An 18802-nucleotide genomic window follows, 5' to 3' on the forward strand; every position below is an offset into this window, starting at 1 on the left:
ATGTTCAAAACGATTTTAACGTTTTTGCGCAAGCAATTGCCAAAATTGAAACCCTCCTGGCTGTTGCTGGGTGTGCTGCTGTGGAGCATTGTGCTGATCGCGGCCTGGTGGTTCGGCCCACTGTTGCAGGTGGGGGAACGGCGTCCGCTGCAAGGGATATGGGAACGGGTGGTGTTCAGCGTTATCTGGTTATGGCTGGGATTTGCCTACAGCGCCTGGTGCGTTTGGCGACGCGTTCGACAACTGCGTGCCGAGCGGCGTGAACAGCAGGTCATCGAGCTGGATCCGCTGCAACGCGATGTTGACCATCAGCAAACCTTCCTCGATCGCTGGCTGGCGGCGTTCCAGAACCAACTCGGTGCGCGGGCGTTGTACACCATGCCGTGGTATCTGATGATTGGGCTGTCAGGCAGCGGTAAAAGCAGCCTGGTGCACCGCGCCAACCCGGCCAATAAGCTCAATCCCAAGCTGGATGCGGAACTGCGGGATATCGCTTCCGGCCAGCAGGTCAGCTGTTGGGTTGGAGAGTCGGCGGTGATTTGGGACCCTAGCGGTCACTTGTTAGCTCAGCCAGCGCTGGATGGCGATATGGACGGGCAGCGCCATGCGCGCCTGTGGCAGCATTTACTGCAATGGCTGTGCGAAAACCGTCGACGTCAGCCACTCAACGGCTTGGTGTTCACGCTGGATATCGCCTGGCTGGCTCAGGCCAGCGTGGCGGAACGTAAAGCCTATGCGCAGGTGATGCGGGCGCGGTTACAGGATATCGCGGTTAACATCAATACCCGGTTGCCGGTCTACATCGCCTTGACCCGGCTGGATATGTTGAGCGGTTTTGACAAAGTGTATCGTCAACTTAACCGTGAGGCGCGTCAGGCGGTGCTCGGTGTGACGTTTACCCTCGAATCGAGTCAGGGCAACGCGTGGCTGGATGATTTGGCTGGCTTTTGGGATTCCTGGACGGAACACCTCAACAGTAACTTGCCGGATATGTTGCTTAATCAGACCGATCGCGGCGTGCGCAATAACCTGTTTGCCTTTGTGCGTCAGTTGGCCGGCTTGAAAGCGTATGTGCTTGAGGTGCTGACGGAAACCCTGACGGCGGGCGATGAGCGCGCTTTCATGGTGCGTGGCCTGTATGCCTGCTCCGTGTACCAACAGGGCGTACCGTTTGATGCGTTTGCCCAGTCCGCTTCGCGACGCTATCAGTTACCGGAGCCGGTGAACAGCGCGATGCGCGGGGAGTCGACCACCTTTTTTGTACAGCGCCTTTTCCCTGAGGTGATCTTTTCTGAAGCGAGCCTGGCGGGGGAAAGTCGCCTGCATCATCTCTATCGCCGTCGCCGTTTGAGCATCGGCATCAGCGCTATGGTAGTGGCTGGCATTGCCTTGATGGGCGGCTGGCACCATTTTTATCGTGTCAACGAAGAAGCCGGGCGCAACGTGCTGACCAAAGCGCAAGCGTTTATCGGTACCAATGAACTGGAAGGCCAGCCGGGCTACGGTTTCCAGCAGCTACCGCGTCTTAATCTGATCCGCGACGCCACCTTGTCGTTCGGTAATTACCATGAGCGCACGCCGATGCTGGCGGATCTCGGCCTGTATCAGGGGGGGAAGATCGGTCCGTTTGTTGAAGGAACCTACCTGCAAATGCTTAATCAGCGCTTTCTGCCTGCGGTGATGCAGGGGTTGCTGGAAGATCTGATGCAGGCACCGGCCAACAGTGAACAGAAGCTGACCATTCTGCGCGTGATGCGCATGCTGGATGATGCCTCCGGGCGTAACAATGCGCTGGTGGAACAGTTTATGGCCCAACGTTGGCAGCGCGCGTTCCCGGGACAAGGCCCAGTGCAGGAACAACTGATGCAGCATCTGGATTACGCGTTGCTACATACCGACTGGCACCGTGACCGCGAGCAGAAAGACGCCGTGGCGATAAGCAGCTTTGAACCGTTCAATGCGCCGATTAGCGCGGCACAGCGGGAGTTGGGCAAACTCCCGATGTACCAGCGGGTGTATCAGAGTCTGGTGATGAGAGCAATGGAGGTGTTGCCACCGGATCTGGCGATTCGTGACGAAGTGGGGCCGACGTTTGAATCGGTATTTACCCTGCGCAATGAAAGCGCAGGCAGCGTGCCGCGCTTGCTTACCTATCCGGGGTTTAGCGACTACTACCTCAAGCAGGATAAGGCGTTGCTGGAATTGACGGCGCTGGATGCCTGGGTACTGGGACAGCGTGAACGCGCCCAGTTTAGCGACGCAGACCGGCGTGAGATTCTGCGCCAGGTGAACGATCGCTATATCACCGATTACATCAACCAGTGGCAAAAGGTACTGGCTAACATCGATGTGCAGACGTTGGCAACCCCGGAACAGGCGCTGGATATCCTGACGGATATCACCGGTAACGATCAACCCTTCCAGCGTGTGCTGACCACGGTGAACGACAATACCCGTATCCGTAAGCTGGCTGATGATGACAACGACACGGCGCAAAACATCAATACCCGCGCTGGTCGCCCCTTCATGGCTATTAATGCGGCATTGAGCGGCCGGGGAGAACAAGGCCCGCTGGTGCAGGAAGTGAACCAGAAACTGACCGATCTGTACCACTATCTGGATCAGATAGTGAATGCCACCGATCCCGGGCAGGCCGCACTTAAAGCCCTACAGGCGCGTCAGGGCAACAAATTTTCCGATCCGCTGTTTGCTTTGCAGCAATATGCGCGCGGCTTGCCGGCGCCGCTCGATCGCTGGGTGGGAAGGCTGGCCGCGGAGAGCACCAGCCTGGTTACGGGGCTGGCGATGTCGTCCCTCAATGATGAGTGGCTGAATAAGGTGGTGACGCCGTTTAACGAGAAACTGGCGAATCGCTACCCGTTCGATCCCACCTCTAACAAGGATGTACCACTGTCAGAAATAGAACAGTTCTTTATGGCGGGTGGCATGCTGGACAGCTTTTACCAGACCAACCTCAAAGCCATGCTGGAGAGCGGGATGCTGGAGGAGGGCATGTCAACGCCGGGCCAAACCGAGCTGATGAAGCAGCTGGAGCGCGCCAACCGCATTCGACAGACGCTGTTTAATGCGCAAGGCAGTCTGGAAGTGCATTTTGTGCTGGAGCCGCTGGAGCTGACCGCGAACAAGCGTCGCAGCGTATTGAACCTTGACGGCCAGTTGTTGGAATACACCCACGGTCGCCGTTTGAAAACGCCGCTGGTATGGCCGAACAGCATGCGCGATGGCGCGGAAAGCAAGCTGACGCTGGTACCGGACGATCGCGAGCGTTCGCCGCGCAGTGTGAGTTTTAGCGGACCCTGGGCGATGTATCGCCTGCTCGACAGCGCCCAGCTTACTCAAGTCAACGACAATACCTTTGACGTGCGCTTCGGGCTGGAACAGGGGGCGATGACCTATCGCGTCTACACCGATGCCAGCCACAACCCGTTTGCAGGCGGTCTGTTCAGCCAGTTTACGCTGCCAGAGTCTCTCTACTAACTAACCGGACGGGCATCCCGTGTGGTGCCTGCCTGCGAGATGAAGTGATATGCAAGATGCACAACAGGCCCTGAATGTGGGCCGCGATCCACGGATGTTGCCTGAGTTTGACGCGTTGCGGGCAGAGATCAACAAACTGAGTCACGCCTCGCGTCCTGATGTTGACTGGATGCGGGTGCATGATATGGCGACCACCCTGTTTGAAAAACAGGGAGTGGACTTGCAAACCGCCCTTTACTTCGCGCTGGCACGTTCACGGTTGGCGGGGCTGAGCGGTTTTACCGAAAGCTGCGAGTTTCTCGCCAATCTTATCGTCACCCAGTGGGACAACTTCTGGCCGCCGGTGCATCAGGAACGGGCACGCGTGGAGATGTTGGATTGGTTTATTGCCCGCATCAGTGAAGTGATTCGCCAGTACGACATCAGTCACGAAGATAAACGGCTGGTGTATCGCTGTGAACGCGCGCTGCAACTGATGAGCGAGAAGCTGCATAACGTTGGACTGAGCCGTATTCCGCGCGTGGAGAATTTGCTGCATTTTATCGAAGGTTATACCCACCTGTTTGATGAATCGGAAATCGTCATCGTGTCGGACGATCCGGCATTGAACAAGCATGACATGCAGGTCCCGCCGATGGTGTTTTTTCACTCCGAGATGGAGGCCGTGACGGCGGACCCGAGCGGCGTTGTCACGCGCGACGGAAAGGCGCCGTTACCAACGGGCAGCATACTTATCGGACGGGAGAAAGGGCAGATGAAACCGACGGTGCTGAAAATTGAGACACACAAGAAACCCACACCGGCCTGGTTGTGGTTCGCCGCTGGTGTGTTGAGCTGTGCGCTTCCCGTGGCGGCATTCAGCGTCTGGCAATACGTGCAGGAGCAAAAGGCGCAGGCGCTGGCATTAGTGCAGCAGTCGGCTTCTGCGCTGCCGAGTGCCCCCGATTACAACGCGATTCGCAGCGTACGCATTGCGCTGGGAGAACAAAAATTGCAAAGCATGGAAGGGACACTGATCGGTCATTATCAGACGCAACTGGAGCAGGTGAAAAATACCTCGCCGCTCTACCTCTATCAGTACGGCGATGGGCTGAAAAACGTCATGCATCAACTCTATCCCGATTCACTGGCGGTGAAGGAGATGGAGCGCCAGTGGCAACGCTCGCTTGACCAGCTCCAGGGAGAGCAACCGCGTATTACCGGCTACGAGCAGGCGCGTGCCAACGTTGACGATACCCTGCAACACTTGCTTGAACTGGAACGGCAGCGGCGTACGGTGACCCTCTCGTTCCTCAAATCCAAACTGTACGATCTGCAAAAGGATTTGGCCGCAGACGTGCCCTTTACCCTGCGCCTGCGTGAGCTTGAAGCGCGCAATGCCAAGCATCAATCGCTGTCTCCGGCTGAACTGCGCGGGATTGAGGATGAGCTGCGCGCTTTCTCCATCAGGCTGTATCGCCTGCAACAAGGCGATGTGGCGCGTTAATGATGAAACCAAACGGTCTAAATTGCATGTTCAAAGATAAACGACTCGCACTGGCGTTCGCGGCTTGCTGTTTGGTGGCGTGCCAGGCTCCGGTGACCACGTTGTCAGAGGCAGAACTCACTGCATCGGCGCAACGGGGCAACGGTGAGGCGCAGTATCAGTTGGCGAAACAGTTGGCGGGGCAGAGAAAGTATCCCGAAGCGATGAAATGGATGCAGCAAACGGTCGGAGAGACGCAACGTGCGGCGACGCCTGAAATGCGTGGCGCGGCGGCTCTGCAAGTCGGTGACTGGTATCAGGCTGGACTGGGGGAACCGAAGAATGCGCTTGCCGCACGGCACTGGTGGAACAGGGCCTCACGCCTTGGCAATGGTGAAGCGGGGTATCGTCTGGGAACGGATTGTCAGGCGCAGCATCAGGGCAAGCTGGTTGCCGCCTGTCTGGATGATTTTGAAACCTCTGCGGCCAATGGTTACGCACCATCACAGTTGAGGGTGGCGCAGTGGCATGCCAGCCGAACAGGCGGTGAGGCTGATGCCGCCAATTGGTTGCAGAAGGCCGCTGAGCGCGATAACCGGGATGCGCAATATCAACTGGCAAAACGCTATGAGCAGGGCAGCGGCGTGGCAGTTCGGCGCGATGTGGCGGAGCGCTGGTATTTCCGTGCGGCAACGCTCGGTCAGCCGCAAGCACAGCTGTGGATGGCGCAACATGAAAGCGGGCAGAACGCGTTGGCCTGGTATCAACGGGCGGCATCTAACGGCGATCCGAGCGCTCAGCTGTGGCTGGGTAAAGCGTATCGGGAAGGCACATTGCTACCGATGGATGGACAAAAATCCCACGACTGGCTGACGCGCGCGGCAGCTGGTGGATCGGGCGAAGCCAGCTATTTACTCAGCCAGCAGCAAACTCGACACGAAGGGCGTGAGCAACTGTTGCAGCAATCCTCTGCGGCGGGGTTTGTGCGGGCGCAGCGTGAATTGGGTGACGTGTTTTTCAAACGCAACGCGCTGGAACGCGCGCGCGAAGAGTATGCAAAGGCTGCGGCGAGCGGTGATACTGCTGCACGCGTGGCCTATGCCGATATGCTGCGGCTTGGGCAGGGTGGTAAAACTGATTATGTGGCGGCGGCAAAACAGTACGGACTGGCGGCGCAAACCGGGAGCCGCATGGCGCAATACCGGATGGGCATGATGCGCCAGGATGGGATGGGGGTTTCGCGTAACCGCATTCATGCTTATGCCTGGTACGCCATGGCGGCGACGGAGGGAATGAACGATGCCATTTATGCGCGCAACGATCTGGAAGCAGTGATGCAGCCCGATGAAATCAAAGCCGGGCAGCGGCTGGCGATGCACTGGTCGTCAGGGAAAATGGACGAGTAGACGGTGGATGTTTATCTGAGTCAAAAGGCGGCTAGTACCCAGTACTATGATGCACTGGGTCAACGTGCCGCTTTCAATCTTTTACTCACGCTAAAAAGGGCAGGTACAGGAAATAAGATACGGATTATGTCTAAGAGATATAATGAAGAGCCCTGTTATTTGTTTTTCTTACAATAGCGGTAAGATTTATAACTCAGGGGTAAAGCGCCAATATGAGATGTACAAAACAGGCCAAAGAGCGTCACGATAAAATTGCTTATAAACGATGGCGTACTGATTGGATATTTAAAATAAATGTTTAAAATAAACACTGCGATTATCAGCAAAACTATCGAAAATAGATTATAAAAGCGATTTTTTAAGGTATGCACTAAGGAAAGTAATGTTTCTTCGGTATCATCTTTTTTTACATCACGACTGATGATCTTTTTCATGTGCGCAATGTCTTTGGGCGTGAACCCCTTGCCCAGCAGTTTTTCTTCCATGTCATCGTTGCTCATGTTTGATCCTTCAATTTTTTGACTATCAAACAAGTATACATTATTCTATCTAATTGAATGTAGTGGTATTTGCTGCGTTCTCTGTCATTTTTGGGAATGATGGATATTATTCAGTGCCGATTCAAACGATAAGGATTTCGTAATGAGATGTTATACCCGTTTCACCGGCGGTGTGCTTTTGCTCGCCGCGCTTTCTCTCTGTCTGCCAGCCACAACCCTCGCACAAAACAGTCAAAAAAATGCAACAAGTATCGACAGTTTGAGTAGTGCGCGGGCAAAATTCAAGACCGAAATTATTGATACCAGTTTCCAGGGAGATGGTGAACCACAAACGCCACCTGCTGATATTTTTTCGCTGGTTCATTATCCCGCCAAAGATGGCCCCATGGCTGCTTTTCTTACGCCCAATCCTAATGATGGAAAAAAACATCCGGCTGTAATTTGGTTGGTGGGCGGGTATGGTGGTATCGGTGATGATGATTTTTTCTGGGCAGAGCATCCCAAAGATAATGATCAGAGCGGAAGCGCATTCAGACATGCTGGCTTGGTTATGATGGTACCAAGCTTTCGTGGAGAAAATAATAACCCAGGTCGCTATGAGATGTTTTATGGCGAAATTGATGATATAGCGTCTGCCAGAACGTATTTAGCCTCATTGCCGTATGTCGATCCAAACAGAATTTATTTGGCCGGGCACAGTACAGGCGGCACCCGTGTTTTGCTGGCGAGCGAAGCGCTGAGTGGTTTTAGAGCCGCGTTTTCTTTAGGAGGAATCCCCGATCTGAAAGCGCGTATTGAAGGCGGCCGCATGATGGTCGCTGTGCCATTTAACCAGAAAAATCCTGAAGAGTTCCGCCTCCGTTCACCCGGTATGTTCGTGACATCAATAACATCGCCAACGTTTTACTTTGAGGGTGAAGAAAGTTACTGGCCGGAATTTAATCGTTTAAAAAATCAGGCAAAAGATAATAACATTCCTTTTCATGTCTATGAGATTGAGGGGGCTGACCATTTCAATATAATTAGCCCTGTGACAGAAATGATTGCACAGAAAATAGTGAAAGATACGGGTGAAAAGGTAAATATTTCATTCAGTGCTGATGATATTAACCGAATAAAACGTGAGATTTCGCGTTGATTGGGGGCTACGCGGGCTAGCACTACACTTTTTTTGCTGGTCTGACGGAGAACGGCAAGGAGTGCAGAACCGCATTCAAGTAAACATGCTGTGCGTGTCTTGGCGACCACGCTCAGCATTTACGTCGGGCATCATGGGGCGCTGCTTACTCTGACTCGCAGGCTTGCTCTCGTCCTCAATGCCCGTTGATCCGTTCAAATACCTGGTCAAAGCGTCCTTCCCGTTCAGCCAGGCGCTGCAACCGGGCGCGTTCGACAACGATTTCTTCTGGCGTTGGCTTTTCGCAAAAGAGTGCCATTACCTCATCGATAAACGGCGTGAGCGGCAGATACCCTTCCCGGTCGGCCTGACCGGGCGTAAGTTCGGTCTGAACAGCGGGTGGAATCAGTTCGATGACTTCTATCTGCCCGGTAAGACGATGGCGTAAAGACTGGGTCAGGGAATGGATAGCGGCCTTGGTTGCGCTATAGATTGCCGCGTCAGTGCGCGGCACAAATGCCAGACCGGATGAGACATTGACAATGACAGGGGCCTGTTGCTTCCGTAGATGGTCAAGCAGGGCATTAGTGAGACGAACGGGTCCGAGTAAATTGGTAGTGATATGGGCCTCAGCATCAAACAAATCGCCGGTTGTACCGAGATCGTCGTAACGCATAATGCCTGCATTGTTGATCAGCACATTAAGAGCCGGATGCTCGTCCACCACCCGCTGTGCAAACGCGTTAATGGACTCGGGGTCATCGATATCAAGCTCAATCGCATATATATTTGCTCTTCCTGCGATCGTTTCTCTGAGGGACTGCAAGCGCCTGCCGCTGACAATGACGGTATTGCCTAGTTCGTGGAAACGCAGGGCAAGTTCCCGGCCAATGCCCGAACCACCCCCGGTGATGAGTATGGTGTTATCTGTTGTTTTCATGCTGAAGTCTGCCTTCTGAGTTGGCGTAAGAATGGGTACGCTTCAGACAGTAAGTGTATTTACTTTTTTTAGGAAGTAGGCACCGAAAAGTACCCTACTTACCTTTCGGTTAGATTTGGGCACACCTCAGCGGCGAGCCGTTTCATTCTGGTAAGAAAATTCGATTTGCCGCATACTTTCTGAAACAAACAGCCCAAAAGGGCGATAACCCTCGAAAAGAGAGTAAAGGTATGAGCGACAACACACTCGGTCATGAAGACGTGCAGAAAAAGCTCTCGCAGGCCGATAAACTGGACCCTCAGGTTGAAGCGCTGGTTAATGACGTCATCGCCAGGGTTGCAGACAAGTGGACCATGCTGATCCTCGAGGTACTGGCTGAACAGGGCAAACTGCGCTTTACACAACTGGCGAAACACGTGGCTGGGATCAGTCAGAAAATGCTCACGCAGACGCTGCGGGATATGGAACGGGAAGGGTTGGTTATTCGTACGGTTTATCCTGTCGTGCCGCCCAAAGTGGAGTACCAGTTGACGGATCTGGGTCTCAGTCTGGGGGCTGCATTTTGTGGCGTGTGGATGTGGGCTGAAGAAAACCTTGCAACGATCAAGCGTGCTCGCGCCACCTTTGATCAGCGAAAAAATGGCGAATAAAACGCACTGCTCCGGCGATCCAGCGTAAAAATGCGGGTGGGAGACGGGTACATTCATGTATTGATTGGGCAACAAAGCTCAGTAGACACGAACATGGCATTTCTATTGATGTGAATTGCCACTGGTTTAACAGGCATCTCGGAGTCGCAGTGCTAACTAACAGTCAAATTTTACTTCTGCTCCTCGCATATCGCTGCCCCACTTAACTTCCAGGCAGGCACCTTCGTGCCAGAAGAGGACTGTGCGTCCTTTATATTTAATAAATGACACATAGTCCTACGGGCATGTTACTCAGCTAAAGATTACCAACCCCGCCATCAACCAGCAGTTCTGTGCCAACGACGAATGAAGATTCATCAGAAGCAAGAAAAACTGCCGCTTTAGCTAATTCATACGGCGTTCCTAAACGACCGATAGGTACCAGAGCTCGAATCTCTTCTCGAAGCTTATCTTCATTTGCTCCGCCACTCAGTTTGTTCAATGCTGGTGTTTCAGTAGGCCCCGGACTTAAGCCATTTACCCGAATTCCACGGGGGTGAAGCTCCGCAGAAAGTGTTCGAGCCAGAGAAAGAAGAGCGGCTTTACTTGCAGCGTAAGCACTACTTTGTGGAAGACCAATCCGCGCGCTCACTGAGCCACAAACAATGACGGAAGAGGGATTAGCAAGCATTGGAAGCAGCGCCCTAATGAGGAAAAAGGGGCCTTTAAGATTCGTATTCATCAAACGATCGTATGCTTGCTCATCCCAGTTCTCCAGCGGTTTGTGCGTTACATCGCCTGCATTTATATACAAAATATCAAGTCTCGGCCATTGTTCCTGTAACGCTGCGGCCAGGCTGATTTGTTGGGCGATATCTCCGGCATCGCTTAGAAAAGTGGTGATGTCTCCGTACTCTTTTTTTATCTCCAAAAGTTTTTGTTCGCTACGACCTGTGATTGCTACCTTTGCTCCCTCTGCCAGAAACTGGCGCGCAGTTTCTAAACCAATACCGCTGTTGCCACCCGTAATCAGTGCATATTTACCATCAAGTCTGCCCATCGTTTCACCTCATGTTTTATTCGTGGCGTAATTATTTATCCTTTAGTATCCTTTGGGAAGTAGGCACCATTTGGATACTAAAGAACCACATGGGATGCTTTGACGTGAGGCGGGAGATGCTATGACACAAAATATTTTGCCCTTAACTGAGGCGGATGCAGGATGCCCGATGGTAAGTTTTGTGAGTCTGATTGCGGGGAAGTGGGCGATCCCAATCCTTTATCGTCTGATTTCATTAAATAAGCCTGTTCGTTTCAGCGATTTGCTGCGGGCTGTAGAGCCAATCACTCAAAAAGAACTTACTCGCCAGCTACGGCAGTTTGAGGCCCGCGGGTTAGTCACCAGAAAAGTGTTCGCTGAAGTTCCACCAAGAGTTGAGTACCAAATAACCGAGCTGGGGAAATCATTGCGTCCGACATTAGACTCATTGGCTGATTGGATGAGGGCTAACGCGGCTGCGTTGAAATGATTTGCCGCGGGCAATATTAATGGCCCTCAGCCATGAATATCATCATATCTGGTGTCTGCTTCTTGCTCTTATCAGCCCTGGAATCCCGCTAACGGGCGGCGCAATGCCAGAAGTGGTCGTTGCTAACATCACACTATGTTAATTTATGGGAAGCAGGTCATGAGGTGTGCTGTTCACGCACTGGGCAGACTGACTAAACGTATAGCATGCGTGGGGGAAATTTATGACAGATGATTTGATTGCACTCTCTGCTATTGGGATCGCAATCCTTTTTGGTGCAATGAGTCCAGGGGCCAGTTTCCTTCTCGTTGCCCGTACGGCCATGTCCAGTTCACGGCATGCGGCACTGTCCGTGGCAGCGGGTATGGGCCTTGGTGCGCTTATCTTTGCTGTTATCGCGTTAGCGGGCCTGCATGCTCTGCTGACGCTGATCCCATCGCTTTACACCGGTCTGAAAATTGCTGGCGGTTGTTATCTTTTATGGCTGGCGTTGAAAATGTTTCGTAGTCCCTCAAAGCCGCTTATCAACCCAACCGGTATAGGCGAAATGAGCGCGTTAAAAGCCTTTGCAACAGGCATCATTACACAAATCAGTAACCCCCATACGGCTTTGGTATTTGCCAGTATTTTCTCCGCCGCGCTCACCACGAATATCCAACCCGCCATGTATATCGTCTTGCCCGTAATGGCGTTTACTATTGATATGCTCTGGTATGCATTCGTCGCATTTTTATTATCAACTGACAGACCCCGTCAGGCGTACATTAAGTACCGTAAGCTCATCGACAAATTAAGCGGGGGAATAATGGCCTGGCTGGGAGTGCGGTTGCTGTTAAAGTGATCTGAACGCGAGGTGCTGGAGATATCCGAGTCTGTTGAACTCTGCGTTTATCAGGGCTGCAATACCAGCCCTGTGTGAGGCGTGGAAATTCATCACTGCATGCTAAATAAATCTGCACGACCATTAAGTATCATATCCAAGCCTTAAATTACATCAGACTGTGGAGACATACCAGAATAGCAAAACGGCTGAATTGGTCAGCATATGTGTCAATATTGGCATCAGCAGCCCTTTGCTGGTCAGGCGCGCGTAACATAGCAGCAATGATATTGTGATTAACTCAGTCAGCGTTACCGTGGATGTATATTGTGTATGCGCTGCGGCAAAGAGCAACGACACAAGAATACAACACGCCAGCCTATTGTTAGGCAACCACGTAAGAAGCCCTTGCAGCAAAAAACCTCGGAAAACGATCTCTTCAATGATAGGGCTGAAAAAGATCATCGCCAACACAACGCTCAGCCATCCTTGTTTCGAAAAATCAGCCATCTGCTGTACCCAACGCTCTTCACTGGGCATCATCATGCTTGTCAGCATCAAAATGAGCAGCACAACAAAGGCGAGTTTAAGCATCAAATGGGAGGAAAAAAGCCCGAGAGGCAGTAACCCATACCGTTTTGTATACCTAAACCAGAATGGCACAATGATAATAAAAGCCAGAAATGAAAAAAAAGCTAACGAATAGGCAGGATTAATCGATACACCGCGATATAGCCAGACCCCGGTAAAGATTGAAATACTGTACCAGAGTACGGGCAACCCGAAGCACCAAAGCGATTGTTCCAGACGATCTGTATGATGTGACATATCTTCCCTGAGTTAATGTAACTATCTCATCGTAAGTGAAATCTAATTTAGCAGTAACGAATATCACCTTCCTTCGACGCGCGCAAGGCATGGATTAATATGACGTAATTGAGTGAGGGGATCATGACTATTCGCCCTCCTGTTCGTTAGAAAAAGACAATTATGGTATCTGGTTGGAAAGATGCCCCATTATGAGCCAACAAGCGCCGCGCGATCTGTCGGAGTTGATGGACAGACTGGTGACGCTTTTGCTGGCGCGTTACATGGCCAGACAACAGACGATATCACTGGTAAACGACATGGTAGAGGTAGACGTAGAGGCTTTTTTCCGCGAACTGGCATACCGAGTGCCACAGCATGAGGAAGAATTGATGACCATAGTGCAGTGAACGCCTGGCTATACTGAAAATAGTTAACATCATGCGGCAGAATGACATGGATGATGCGTCTGTGATGAAAATGACAGGGCGGACAGCAGAGGAGTTGGCGCAACTGCATCAGTAATCGCTGATCAAGCGAAAACGTGTGCCGAGAACAGGGGCTATTGCTCTCAGCGCGTTACGTCATGTTATTCTTCTTCCCTTTAGAAAACTAAACTTACTACGTTCAAATTCTGCATTCCATTGATCATCTTCACGTTAAAACGTTGTGGTATCAACAATAAAGGTGTCAACAAAATAGCGTGCTGTCGGTAGTTTCATTATTGAAAATTGAAATTTTATTGATGTGCAGGAATAGCTGATTTACCGGTGATGGCGCTGATGCATTTATAGCGAGTGTCTGTGTGCGGTATGTTTTAGCTGGCGAGGAAGGCTATCTGTGTTAGAGAAGGGGATCGGGGCAATCTACAGACCATGCAAATCGGACAGTTTTATCAGGGTAACGGGAGGCTTTACGTTGCGGGTCTTAAGATCGTTAAGAGCCATTTGGGGGTCACTCCATTATCGAACCAATCTGACCCCAAATCTGACCACCACATTCTGCCGATACAGTGGGAAAAACGCACACGCATCGGGAAGGATTCTTGCGTTATTTTCTTGGATATAAAGTAAAGAGCAGACGCCCGAGGACATCTGCTTTTTTGAATTTGGCTCCTCTGACTGGGATCGCCTTTGCCAGTAACTGGCTAATAAGTAAACTAAACCTTGTTCCTCATTCTGTCAAGACCACCAGAATGACCACCAAGGGTTGTGGGTTGCACAAACTGATTTAAGCGCTCTGCTTTAGGAGGTTATCGTTCTCTGCAGGGGAAAAGTAGTAAGAACGAGCATCAAAGAGTCTACTTAAATAACTGATCCTAATACAGCTACACTTTTGCCAGACCATGTCGGCCATCCGGGAACAGGCTGGCTGTTTTCATAAAGTGGTGAACCTTTTTCAACAGTTGCCATATTGAGCGGCACTGATGGTTTGGGTAATGGTCTCATGCAGCGCCTGCCAGAGTCGTTCAATATGATTTATCCACGGCGAATAAACCGGTTGATAAATTACGATGAACTTCGGGTTGGCCTTCAGTCAGCGTTGTGTTTCATGGCTTTTATGAATGATGTAGTAATCCACGATTAGTGTGATGGTCTTATCCCGCCGGTGACTTTCTCTCAAGTGCTTCAACAGGCTGATAAACACCTTCGAACTTTTACTGCTGCTGACGACATGGCAGACCCACACGGTGCCGCTATTTAGCGCACCTGCAAGATAGTATTTTTCATTCTGATCGGTGCTCACCACCCGCTTTTGCTGGCCACGCAACTGCCAGTCAGCCCCGATTTTGGGGTCAGATAGATATCCACATAGTCTTCGTAAAAACAGGATTTTTTGCACAACACCGGGCCAGTACCGTGCTTATCACTGCCATTTTCTCCACCCGATGCTGATCACTGATACGCAGTGTGGGTGCGGCTCTGCGCCAGACCAGTCCTGCCGCTGGTAACCAGTTGCGCCAGTAGAGGGATGCAGATAACAGCCGGTTATCTGGTTGATTTTACCACCAGGAACTCTGTACTTCTGTGTGATCTCTGATAACCAAAGTCGCCGGGACTTCGTGCAACAAGTCGCTTCAGCAGGTTGTATATCTGTTCAAATAGCCAGCGTCGTCTTCTCCCTGCTGGCAGGGATTCAAGCCTGTCAAAGCTATAAAGTGTAAACCAGTTAATCCAGAGCTCGACGTAAGAACGGGCGCAGCAGGGCGCTCTGGCCACAACGCTGACGCGTTCACCCCGGTGCGACATCAGCATAGCGATAAGCCTGCGGGCGCGATTCTTATCGTGGGTATTGTGAATGGTTTTATGCATCAGGCATCGTTCACTACGGGGTATTGGTGCTATAATCGGCATCGCTTAGTCAGGTTGGTGATAGGGTTGGTTTGCGATTGATCAGATCGAAACATCCGGGCTGAGTTCCCTCAAAGTGATCTGCTATTCGGAACAGTTATTTAGCTAGCAGATGTGAATATTAGCCGAAATCACATAAAGGCATGCAGGTAAGGGAGACCTCTTGTCCACACCACGCTCGAAGCTGCAAAAGCCCTATGAGCACCAAGAGCCAGAAGTGAACGTTGCTAACCTTGTTTTATTCTAATCTAGGGCGAGACAAGTACATCACCTAACAATTCATCCGAAAGTTGGACTTTAGCTGAGATGGTGCCGCACATGGAAAACAAGAATATTGAATGGGGCAAGGAAATCGTCCAGGTAGGTAGTGACGTTGCTGGACTAGCTAAAGATGTTGGCATTCCCGGAGTCGGATTAGTAGCTAGATTCATCCAGCACTTCTACGATACACAACTCCAGAAGCGATTCGAGAAATTTATATCAGATGCGGAGATTGATGAGGAGCTACTTTCTAAGATTTCCAAGAGTGAAACATATTCAAACTGCTTCTACGGTATCTTGGAGACCGTGCGCCAAACCCACTCAAGGATCGGTCTTATTGCGCTGGCGCTCATCTACAAGGAGCGATGGAATGACGAGACATATCTGATCGCTGCAATGCAAGCATTCTCACAAGTTAGCGATGCAACAATCGATGCTTTTATCTCTCTATACGAATCAATCCCAGAAGATGATAACCACTTGATCCTCAAAATCCAAAATGGTGATGAGGGGCACTTCCACAATTTCTACAACGAAGCGGTAGAGCTGATTCGTCGGAATTTTTTTGTTATGAGCTCTGGGGCTAGTATGTACGCTAATGGCCCGGTGCAAGGAATGAAATGGGACCACACTGATTCGTACTACGCCTACTGCAAGTCGGCAAAAATTCTTGTTTAAGAATTAATTTTAGCTGATGCAGCTTCTTATCGTATTTAAATTTAGTCATTAATGCTGAGAAAAATTGGAGAAATCAGTGCCATTTCAAATTAAAGTTACTGAAATGATCGCTTACAGAGCTGCATATATCTGTAGTAACCCAGAATGCAATACTCTGACTATCGGTCCGGCTCTCACTGAAAGTGCATTAAAGAATAAAAAAGGTGAGGCCGCTCATATTTTTGGCGAAAAACCAGGTGCAGCAAGGTTCACCTCAAACCCAAGTGTTGATGTTAATGGTGTCGAAAATGGACTTTGGTTATGCGCTAACTGCCACACATTGATAGATAAAAATAATGGGATTGATTATAGTGAATTGAAACTTCTTGAATGGAAAAAAGAGCACGAAGAAACTATATCGGTGCTTCTGAGAACACATAAAAGCCCTCTTCCTCTGATATCGCGACAATCGACGAATCGCAAAATTGCTCAAAATATTGTTGATTATATTTCTTCAAAGGGCGTATTTTTTCAAAGTTCATTCATTGAAGATCCAATGCTTTGTATCAGCTCAATAGATCAAGTTAGAAAAATGATACAGAGAGAGATGCGAGAAATTGACGCTGATAAGCGTTTTAAAGAAATGTGTAGAGAAATTCAGGACGCGAACAGAGAATTTATGAATGAGCTTTCACTGGATAGCAGCATGCTTGATGCTCACTTGATTATATTACGAAAAAAAGTTGGTCGACAGTTAAAACGACTAAGAGATGAGATTGGTTGTGATATATCAGGGCAAATAACTAATATTATTCCATAGTAATTAAACTAACCGATGTTATCTAATAATTTTTCCTAGCTTCAGTATAGTACTACATAACCACTGGCTATGTTTGCTTCTCACTAATAGCAGATCTGCCGGCCTTTTAGCCTGACTTATAAGTGCCAGATATAGTCATTCGCCCCTGAGAATTACACTTTTAAGTTATTCAGGGTGTGCTACTCCCCGTTGATTAATACACGGTAATGTTAGTAATACCTCCAAGGTAGTGAGAGCAATTGCGAACTTCCGCTGTTCACTCATAGCCGCCTATGGTGTTCGTTGTGGTGCCTGGTTTGTGACAGAAGCTTACGTTCATCATTCAGGATCTTCAATTATAGCGTAGTGAATACGACTATCGAGAAAGAGCGTTTAGCGGAATGGTGCAGTCCAGTGATCTAATTGATCGCGGCACCCAATTCTGAAGCATAATTTATTGTTATTACCAATAATGCCAATATCCACAGCAATGATGAAAATTCTCAGGCTATTGTATTATCTGAAAATATTCTCTGAAGGAGAGCATATTGGGTTAACATGAAACAACTAATAGTTACCAACATCGAAGACAGTAAAGAAATTTTTTAACGCAGAAAACAGGTCTGCAATAGTGAGCGTGATTGTCACCACATTTAAATTATTTAAATAACTAACATGCAGTAGATCTCATTTAGAAATGTCAAATGAATCGATAAATTAATGATCTAGGATTTTTGAAACACCATAATTTGAGAATCCGGGAAAATCTGGATAAATAGTTGAATGATTATAACCGTAAATCTTCTCAAGGTCTTCTCTTATAGATTTTTTAGATTCTGCAGATATTTTTATTGAATAGACGGCATTTCGTGTATTATCACGGATATCTTTTGTTGGAATATTTTTCGGCTTAATGGCAAGGCATGTTAACTCTCTAAATTCATCTATCGGCAACCATTTTCCTGTGCTTGGGTTAACAACCTGAAAAGATGAGTTATTGTTTACGCGATTTTGGAAATCGATATACCCTTCACGTAATATAGTACCAACAACCCCACCGAAAATAAACCCTCCATTCTGTGCTGCTATCCTCCCGTCAAGTGATGGTGGCTTCCAAGCATAATAATGAGTAGTCCATTCATAATCCCAATTTTTAAGATATTCATCTAGCTCAATCGGATTTTCAAAAGATCCATGCTGAGATTTTTTAAAACTTTTACTCCAAGGCGTATCTAGCGAATCTTCCCAGTCCCTAAGATATTTATTTTCATTAATAATACGGTCTGTGATGTCAATTGCAAATATACGACCATTTTTTGATTCTTCATTTTTACTATATTCAGTAGCAAAAAAAGCAGCCACCAATGCATTGAAAGTAATATCGATAAGTCTTGTTGGTGTTCCATAATGTTGTAACATGGCAAGCTGGGATAAAATGGATAGTCTTCCTCCTATTCGTTGAGAGTGCAAACCCCACTTACGCAATTCAACGAGAATCCTTTGCTCAAGCTTGGAGAACTCTTTCTCAGTTATACGATACGGATTACTATTTATAAACGTTCTATAAAGCCTGCTTGTTAGCGGCCAGTTAGCATCAACTTGCCCTCGCCATACTATTGTTCTGTTCTTTTTTACTGCCATATGAGAAATTGAGGATATATGTCGTTGAAGATCTTCATAATTTCTGGCAGTTACTTCGTAATTTGACCAATAGTCAGAAACGTTCATTAACGTTTTTCCTTGATGAGATTTTTTCAGAATTTTATCCAAAGGCACGTTCACCTGCAATACTATGCTAATTCATGACAATATAGTTTTTTTTCATGCTGGATTATATCATTAAAGTGTAAAATGTCTCCAGAGTGTTATCCAGATAATGAAAAAATAATAATTTATGTCTATGCTAGTGTGGTTTTTCATTCATTTACTAGGAAAGTAAGATGGAGAATGTTAGCGCCGAAAAAGAATTAATTTATATAAATACGTATGCTCTTCACAACCAACTCTATCATAGTGATTACTA

The 18802-nt window shown here is 49.0% G+C and carries 16 protein-coding genes and 2 pseudogenes; 11 read left to right on the top strand and 7 right to left on the bottom strand.

Annotation, left to right across the window (positions count from 1 at the left end; genetic code table 11):
- The 3 genes from tssM to J5067_RS01230 are packed head-to-tail and all read left to right on the top strand — an operon-like array spanning position 1 to position 6369.
- Positions 1 to 3498: a type VI secretion system membrane subunit TssM gene (gene tssM / locus J5067_RS01220; RefSeq protein WP_264650242.1), complete on the top strand. Its 3498-nt coding sequence runs from the start codon at positions 1 to 3 to the stop codon at positions 3496 to 3498.
- A gap of 49 nt (positions 3499 to 3547) precedes the next feature.
- Complete coding sequence (locus J5067_RS01225; RefSeq protein ID WP_264627763.1) at positions 3548 to 4984, top strand: VasL domain-containing protein; 1437 nt, start codon at positions 3548 to 3550, stop codon at positions 4982 to 4984.
- Between the two features lie 26 nt (positions 4985 to 5010).
- Positions 5011 to 6369 carry a tetratricopeptide repeat protein gene (locus J5067_RS01230; protein WP_264627764.1) on the top strand — a complete coding sequence of 453 codons (1359 nt, stop codon included), beginning with the start codon at positions 5011 to 5013 and terminating at the stop codon, positions 6367 to 6369.
- 155 nt (positions 6370 to 6524) lie between these two features.
- Here J5067_RS01230 and J5067_RS01235 read toward each other — a convergent pair whose 3' ends face one another.
- Entirely contained in the window at positions 6525 to 6869 is a 345-nt protein-coding gene (locus J5067_RS01235; protein WP_264650243.1) for a hypothetical protein, read from the bottom strand.
- Positions 6870 to 7011: 142 nt separating this feature from the next.
- Between J5067_RS01235 and J5067_RS01240 the strand changes: the two genes are divergently transcribed.
- Complete coding sequence (locus J5067_RS01240; protein WP_264628089.1) at positions 7012 to 8007, top strand: S9 family peptidase; 996 nt, start codon at positions 7012 to 7014, stop codon at positions 8005 to 8007.
- A gap of 175 nt (positions 8008 to 8182) precedes the next feature.
- Here J5067_RS01240 and J5067_RS01245 read toward each other — a convergent pair whose 3' ends face one another.
- Complete coding sequence (locus tag J5067_RS01245) at positions 8183 to 8926, bottom strand: SDR family oxidoreductase (protein WP_264650244.1); 744 nt, start codon at positions 8924 to 8926, stop codon at positions 8183 to 8185.
- A 230-nt stretch (positions 8927 to 9156) separates the two neighbouring features.
- Between J5067_RS01245 and J5067_RS01250 the strand changes: the two genes are divergently transcribed.
- Positions 9157 to 9576, top strand: coding sequence for a helix-turn-helix domain-containing protein (locus tag J5067_RS01250; RefSeq protein ID WP_264642063.1), 420 nt, complete (start codon positions 9157 to 9159; stop codon positions 9574 to 9576).
- A gap of 30 nt (positions 9577 to 9606) precedes the next feature.
- Positions 9607 to 9690 (top strand): Rpn family recombination-promoting nuclease/putative transposase, encoded by an 84-nt coding sequence (locus J5067_RS01255; protein WP_264628160.1) that lies wholly within the window; start codon positions 9607 to 9609, stop codon positions 9688 to 9690.
- A gap of 181 nt (positions 9691 to 9871) precedes the next feature.
- On the opposite strand, the gene J5067_RS01260 is transcribed toward J5067_RS01255, so the two are convergent.
- Positions 9872 to 10615 (bottom strand): SDR family oxidoreductase, encoded by a 744-nt coding sequence (locus J5067_RS01260; RefSeq protein WP_264628158.1) that lies wholly within the window; start codon positions 10613 to 10615, stop codon positions 9872 to 9874.
- A gap of 121 nt (positions 10616 to 10736) precedes the next feature.
- Between J5067_RS01260 and J5067_RS01265 the strand changes: the two genes are divergently transcribed.
- Both J5067_RS01265 and J5067_RS01270 read left to right on the top strand, forming a co-directional pair.
- Positions 10737 to 11084: a helix-turn-helix domain-containing protein gene (locus J5067_RS01265; RefSeq protein WP_264642065.1), complete on the top strand. Its 348-nt coding sequence runs from the start codon at positions 10737 to 10739 to the stop codon at positions 11082 to 11084.
- Between the two features lie 223 nt (positions 11085 to 11307).
- A complete protein-coding gene (locus tag J5067_RS01270; RefSeq protein ID WP_264650245.1) occupies positions 11308 to 11925 on the top strand; it encodes a LysE family translocator in 618 nt (205 codons plus the stop codon).
- A gap of 153 nt (positions 11926 to 12078) precedes the next feature.
- On the opposite strand, the gene J5067_RS01275 is transcribed toward J5067_RS01270, so the two are convergent.
- Positions 12079 to 12732 carry a CPBP family intramembrane glutamic endopeptidase gene (locus tag J5067_RS01275; protein ID WP_264650246.1) on the bottom strand — a complete coding sequence of 218 codons (654 nt, stop codon included), beginning with the start codon at positions 12730 to 12732 and terminating at the stop codon, positions 12079 to 12081.
- A 191-nt stretch (positions 12733 to 12923) separates the two neighbouring features.
- Between J5067_RS01275 and J5067_RS01280 the strand changes: the two genes are divergently transcribed.
- Entirely contained in the window at positions 12924 to 13121 is a 198-nt protein-coding gene (locus tag J5067_RS01280; protein ID WP_264650247.1) for a hypothetical protein, read from the top strand.
- Positions 13122 to 13761: 640 nt separating this feature from the next.
- On the opposite strand, the pseudogene J5067_RS01285 reads toward J5067_RS01280, so the two are convergent.
- Both J5067_RS01285 and J5067_RS01290 read right to left on the bottom strand, forming a co-directional pair.
- Positions 13762 to 13941 (bottom strand): annotated as a pseudogene (locus J5067_RS01285) (hypothetical protein).
- 97 nt (positions 13942 to 14038) lie between these two features.
- Positions 14039 to 15065, bottom strand: a pseudogene (locus J5067_RS01290) (IS630 family transposase).
- A gap of 315 nt (positions 15066 to 15380) precedes the next feature.
- Between J5067_RS01290 and J5067_RS01295 the strand changes: the two are divergent.
- Both J5067_RS01295 and J5067_RS01300 read left to right on the top strand, forming a co-directional pair.
- Positions 15381 to 16001 (top strand): hypothetical protein, encoded by a 621-nt coding sequence (locus J5067_RS01295; protein ID WP_264650248.1) that lies wholly within the window; start codon positions 15381 to 15383, stop codon positions 15999 to 16001.
- A 76-nt stretch (positions 16002 to 16077) separates the two neighbouring features.
- Positions 16078 to 16800 (top strand): HNH endonuclease signature motif containing protein, encoded by a 723-nt coding sequence (locus J5067_RS01300; RefSeq protein WP_264627732.1) that lies wholly within the window; start codon positions 16078 to 16080, stop codon positions 16798 to 16800.
- A gap of 696 nt (positions 16801 to 17496) precedes the next feature.
- Here J5067_RS01300 and J5067_RS01305 read toward each other — a convergent pair.
- On the bottom strand, positions 17497 to 18549 hold the full coding sequence (locus tag J5067_RS01305) for an FRG domain-containing protein (RefSeq protein ID WP_264627731.1): 1053 nt from the start codon (positions 18547 to 18549) through the stop codon (positions 17497 to 17499).
- Positions 18550 to 18802: the final 253 nt, after the last annotated feature.

The sequence above is a fragment of the Candidatus Symbiopectobacterium sp. NZEC151 genome, assembly GCF_025962655.1.
Lineage (GTDB): Bacteria > Pseudomonadota > Gammaproteobacteria > Enterobacterales > Enterobacteriaceae > Symbiopectobacterium.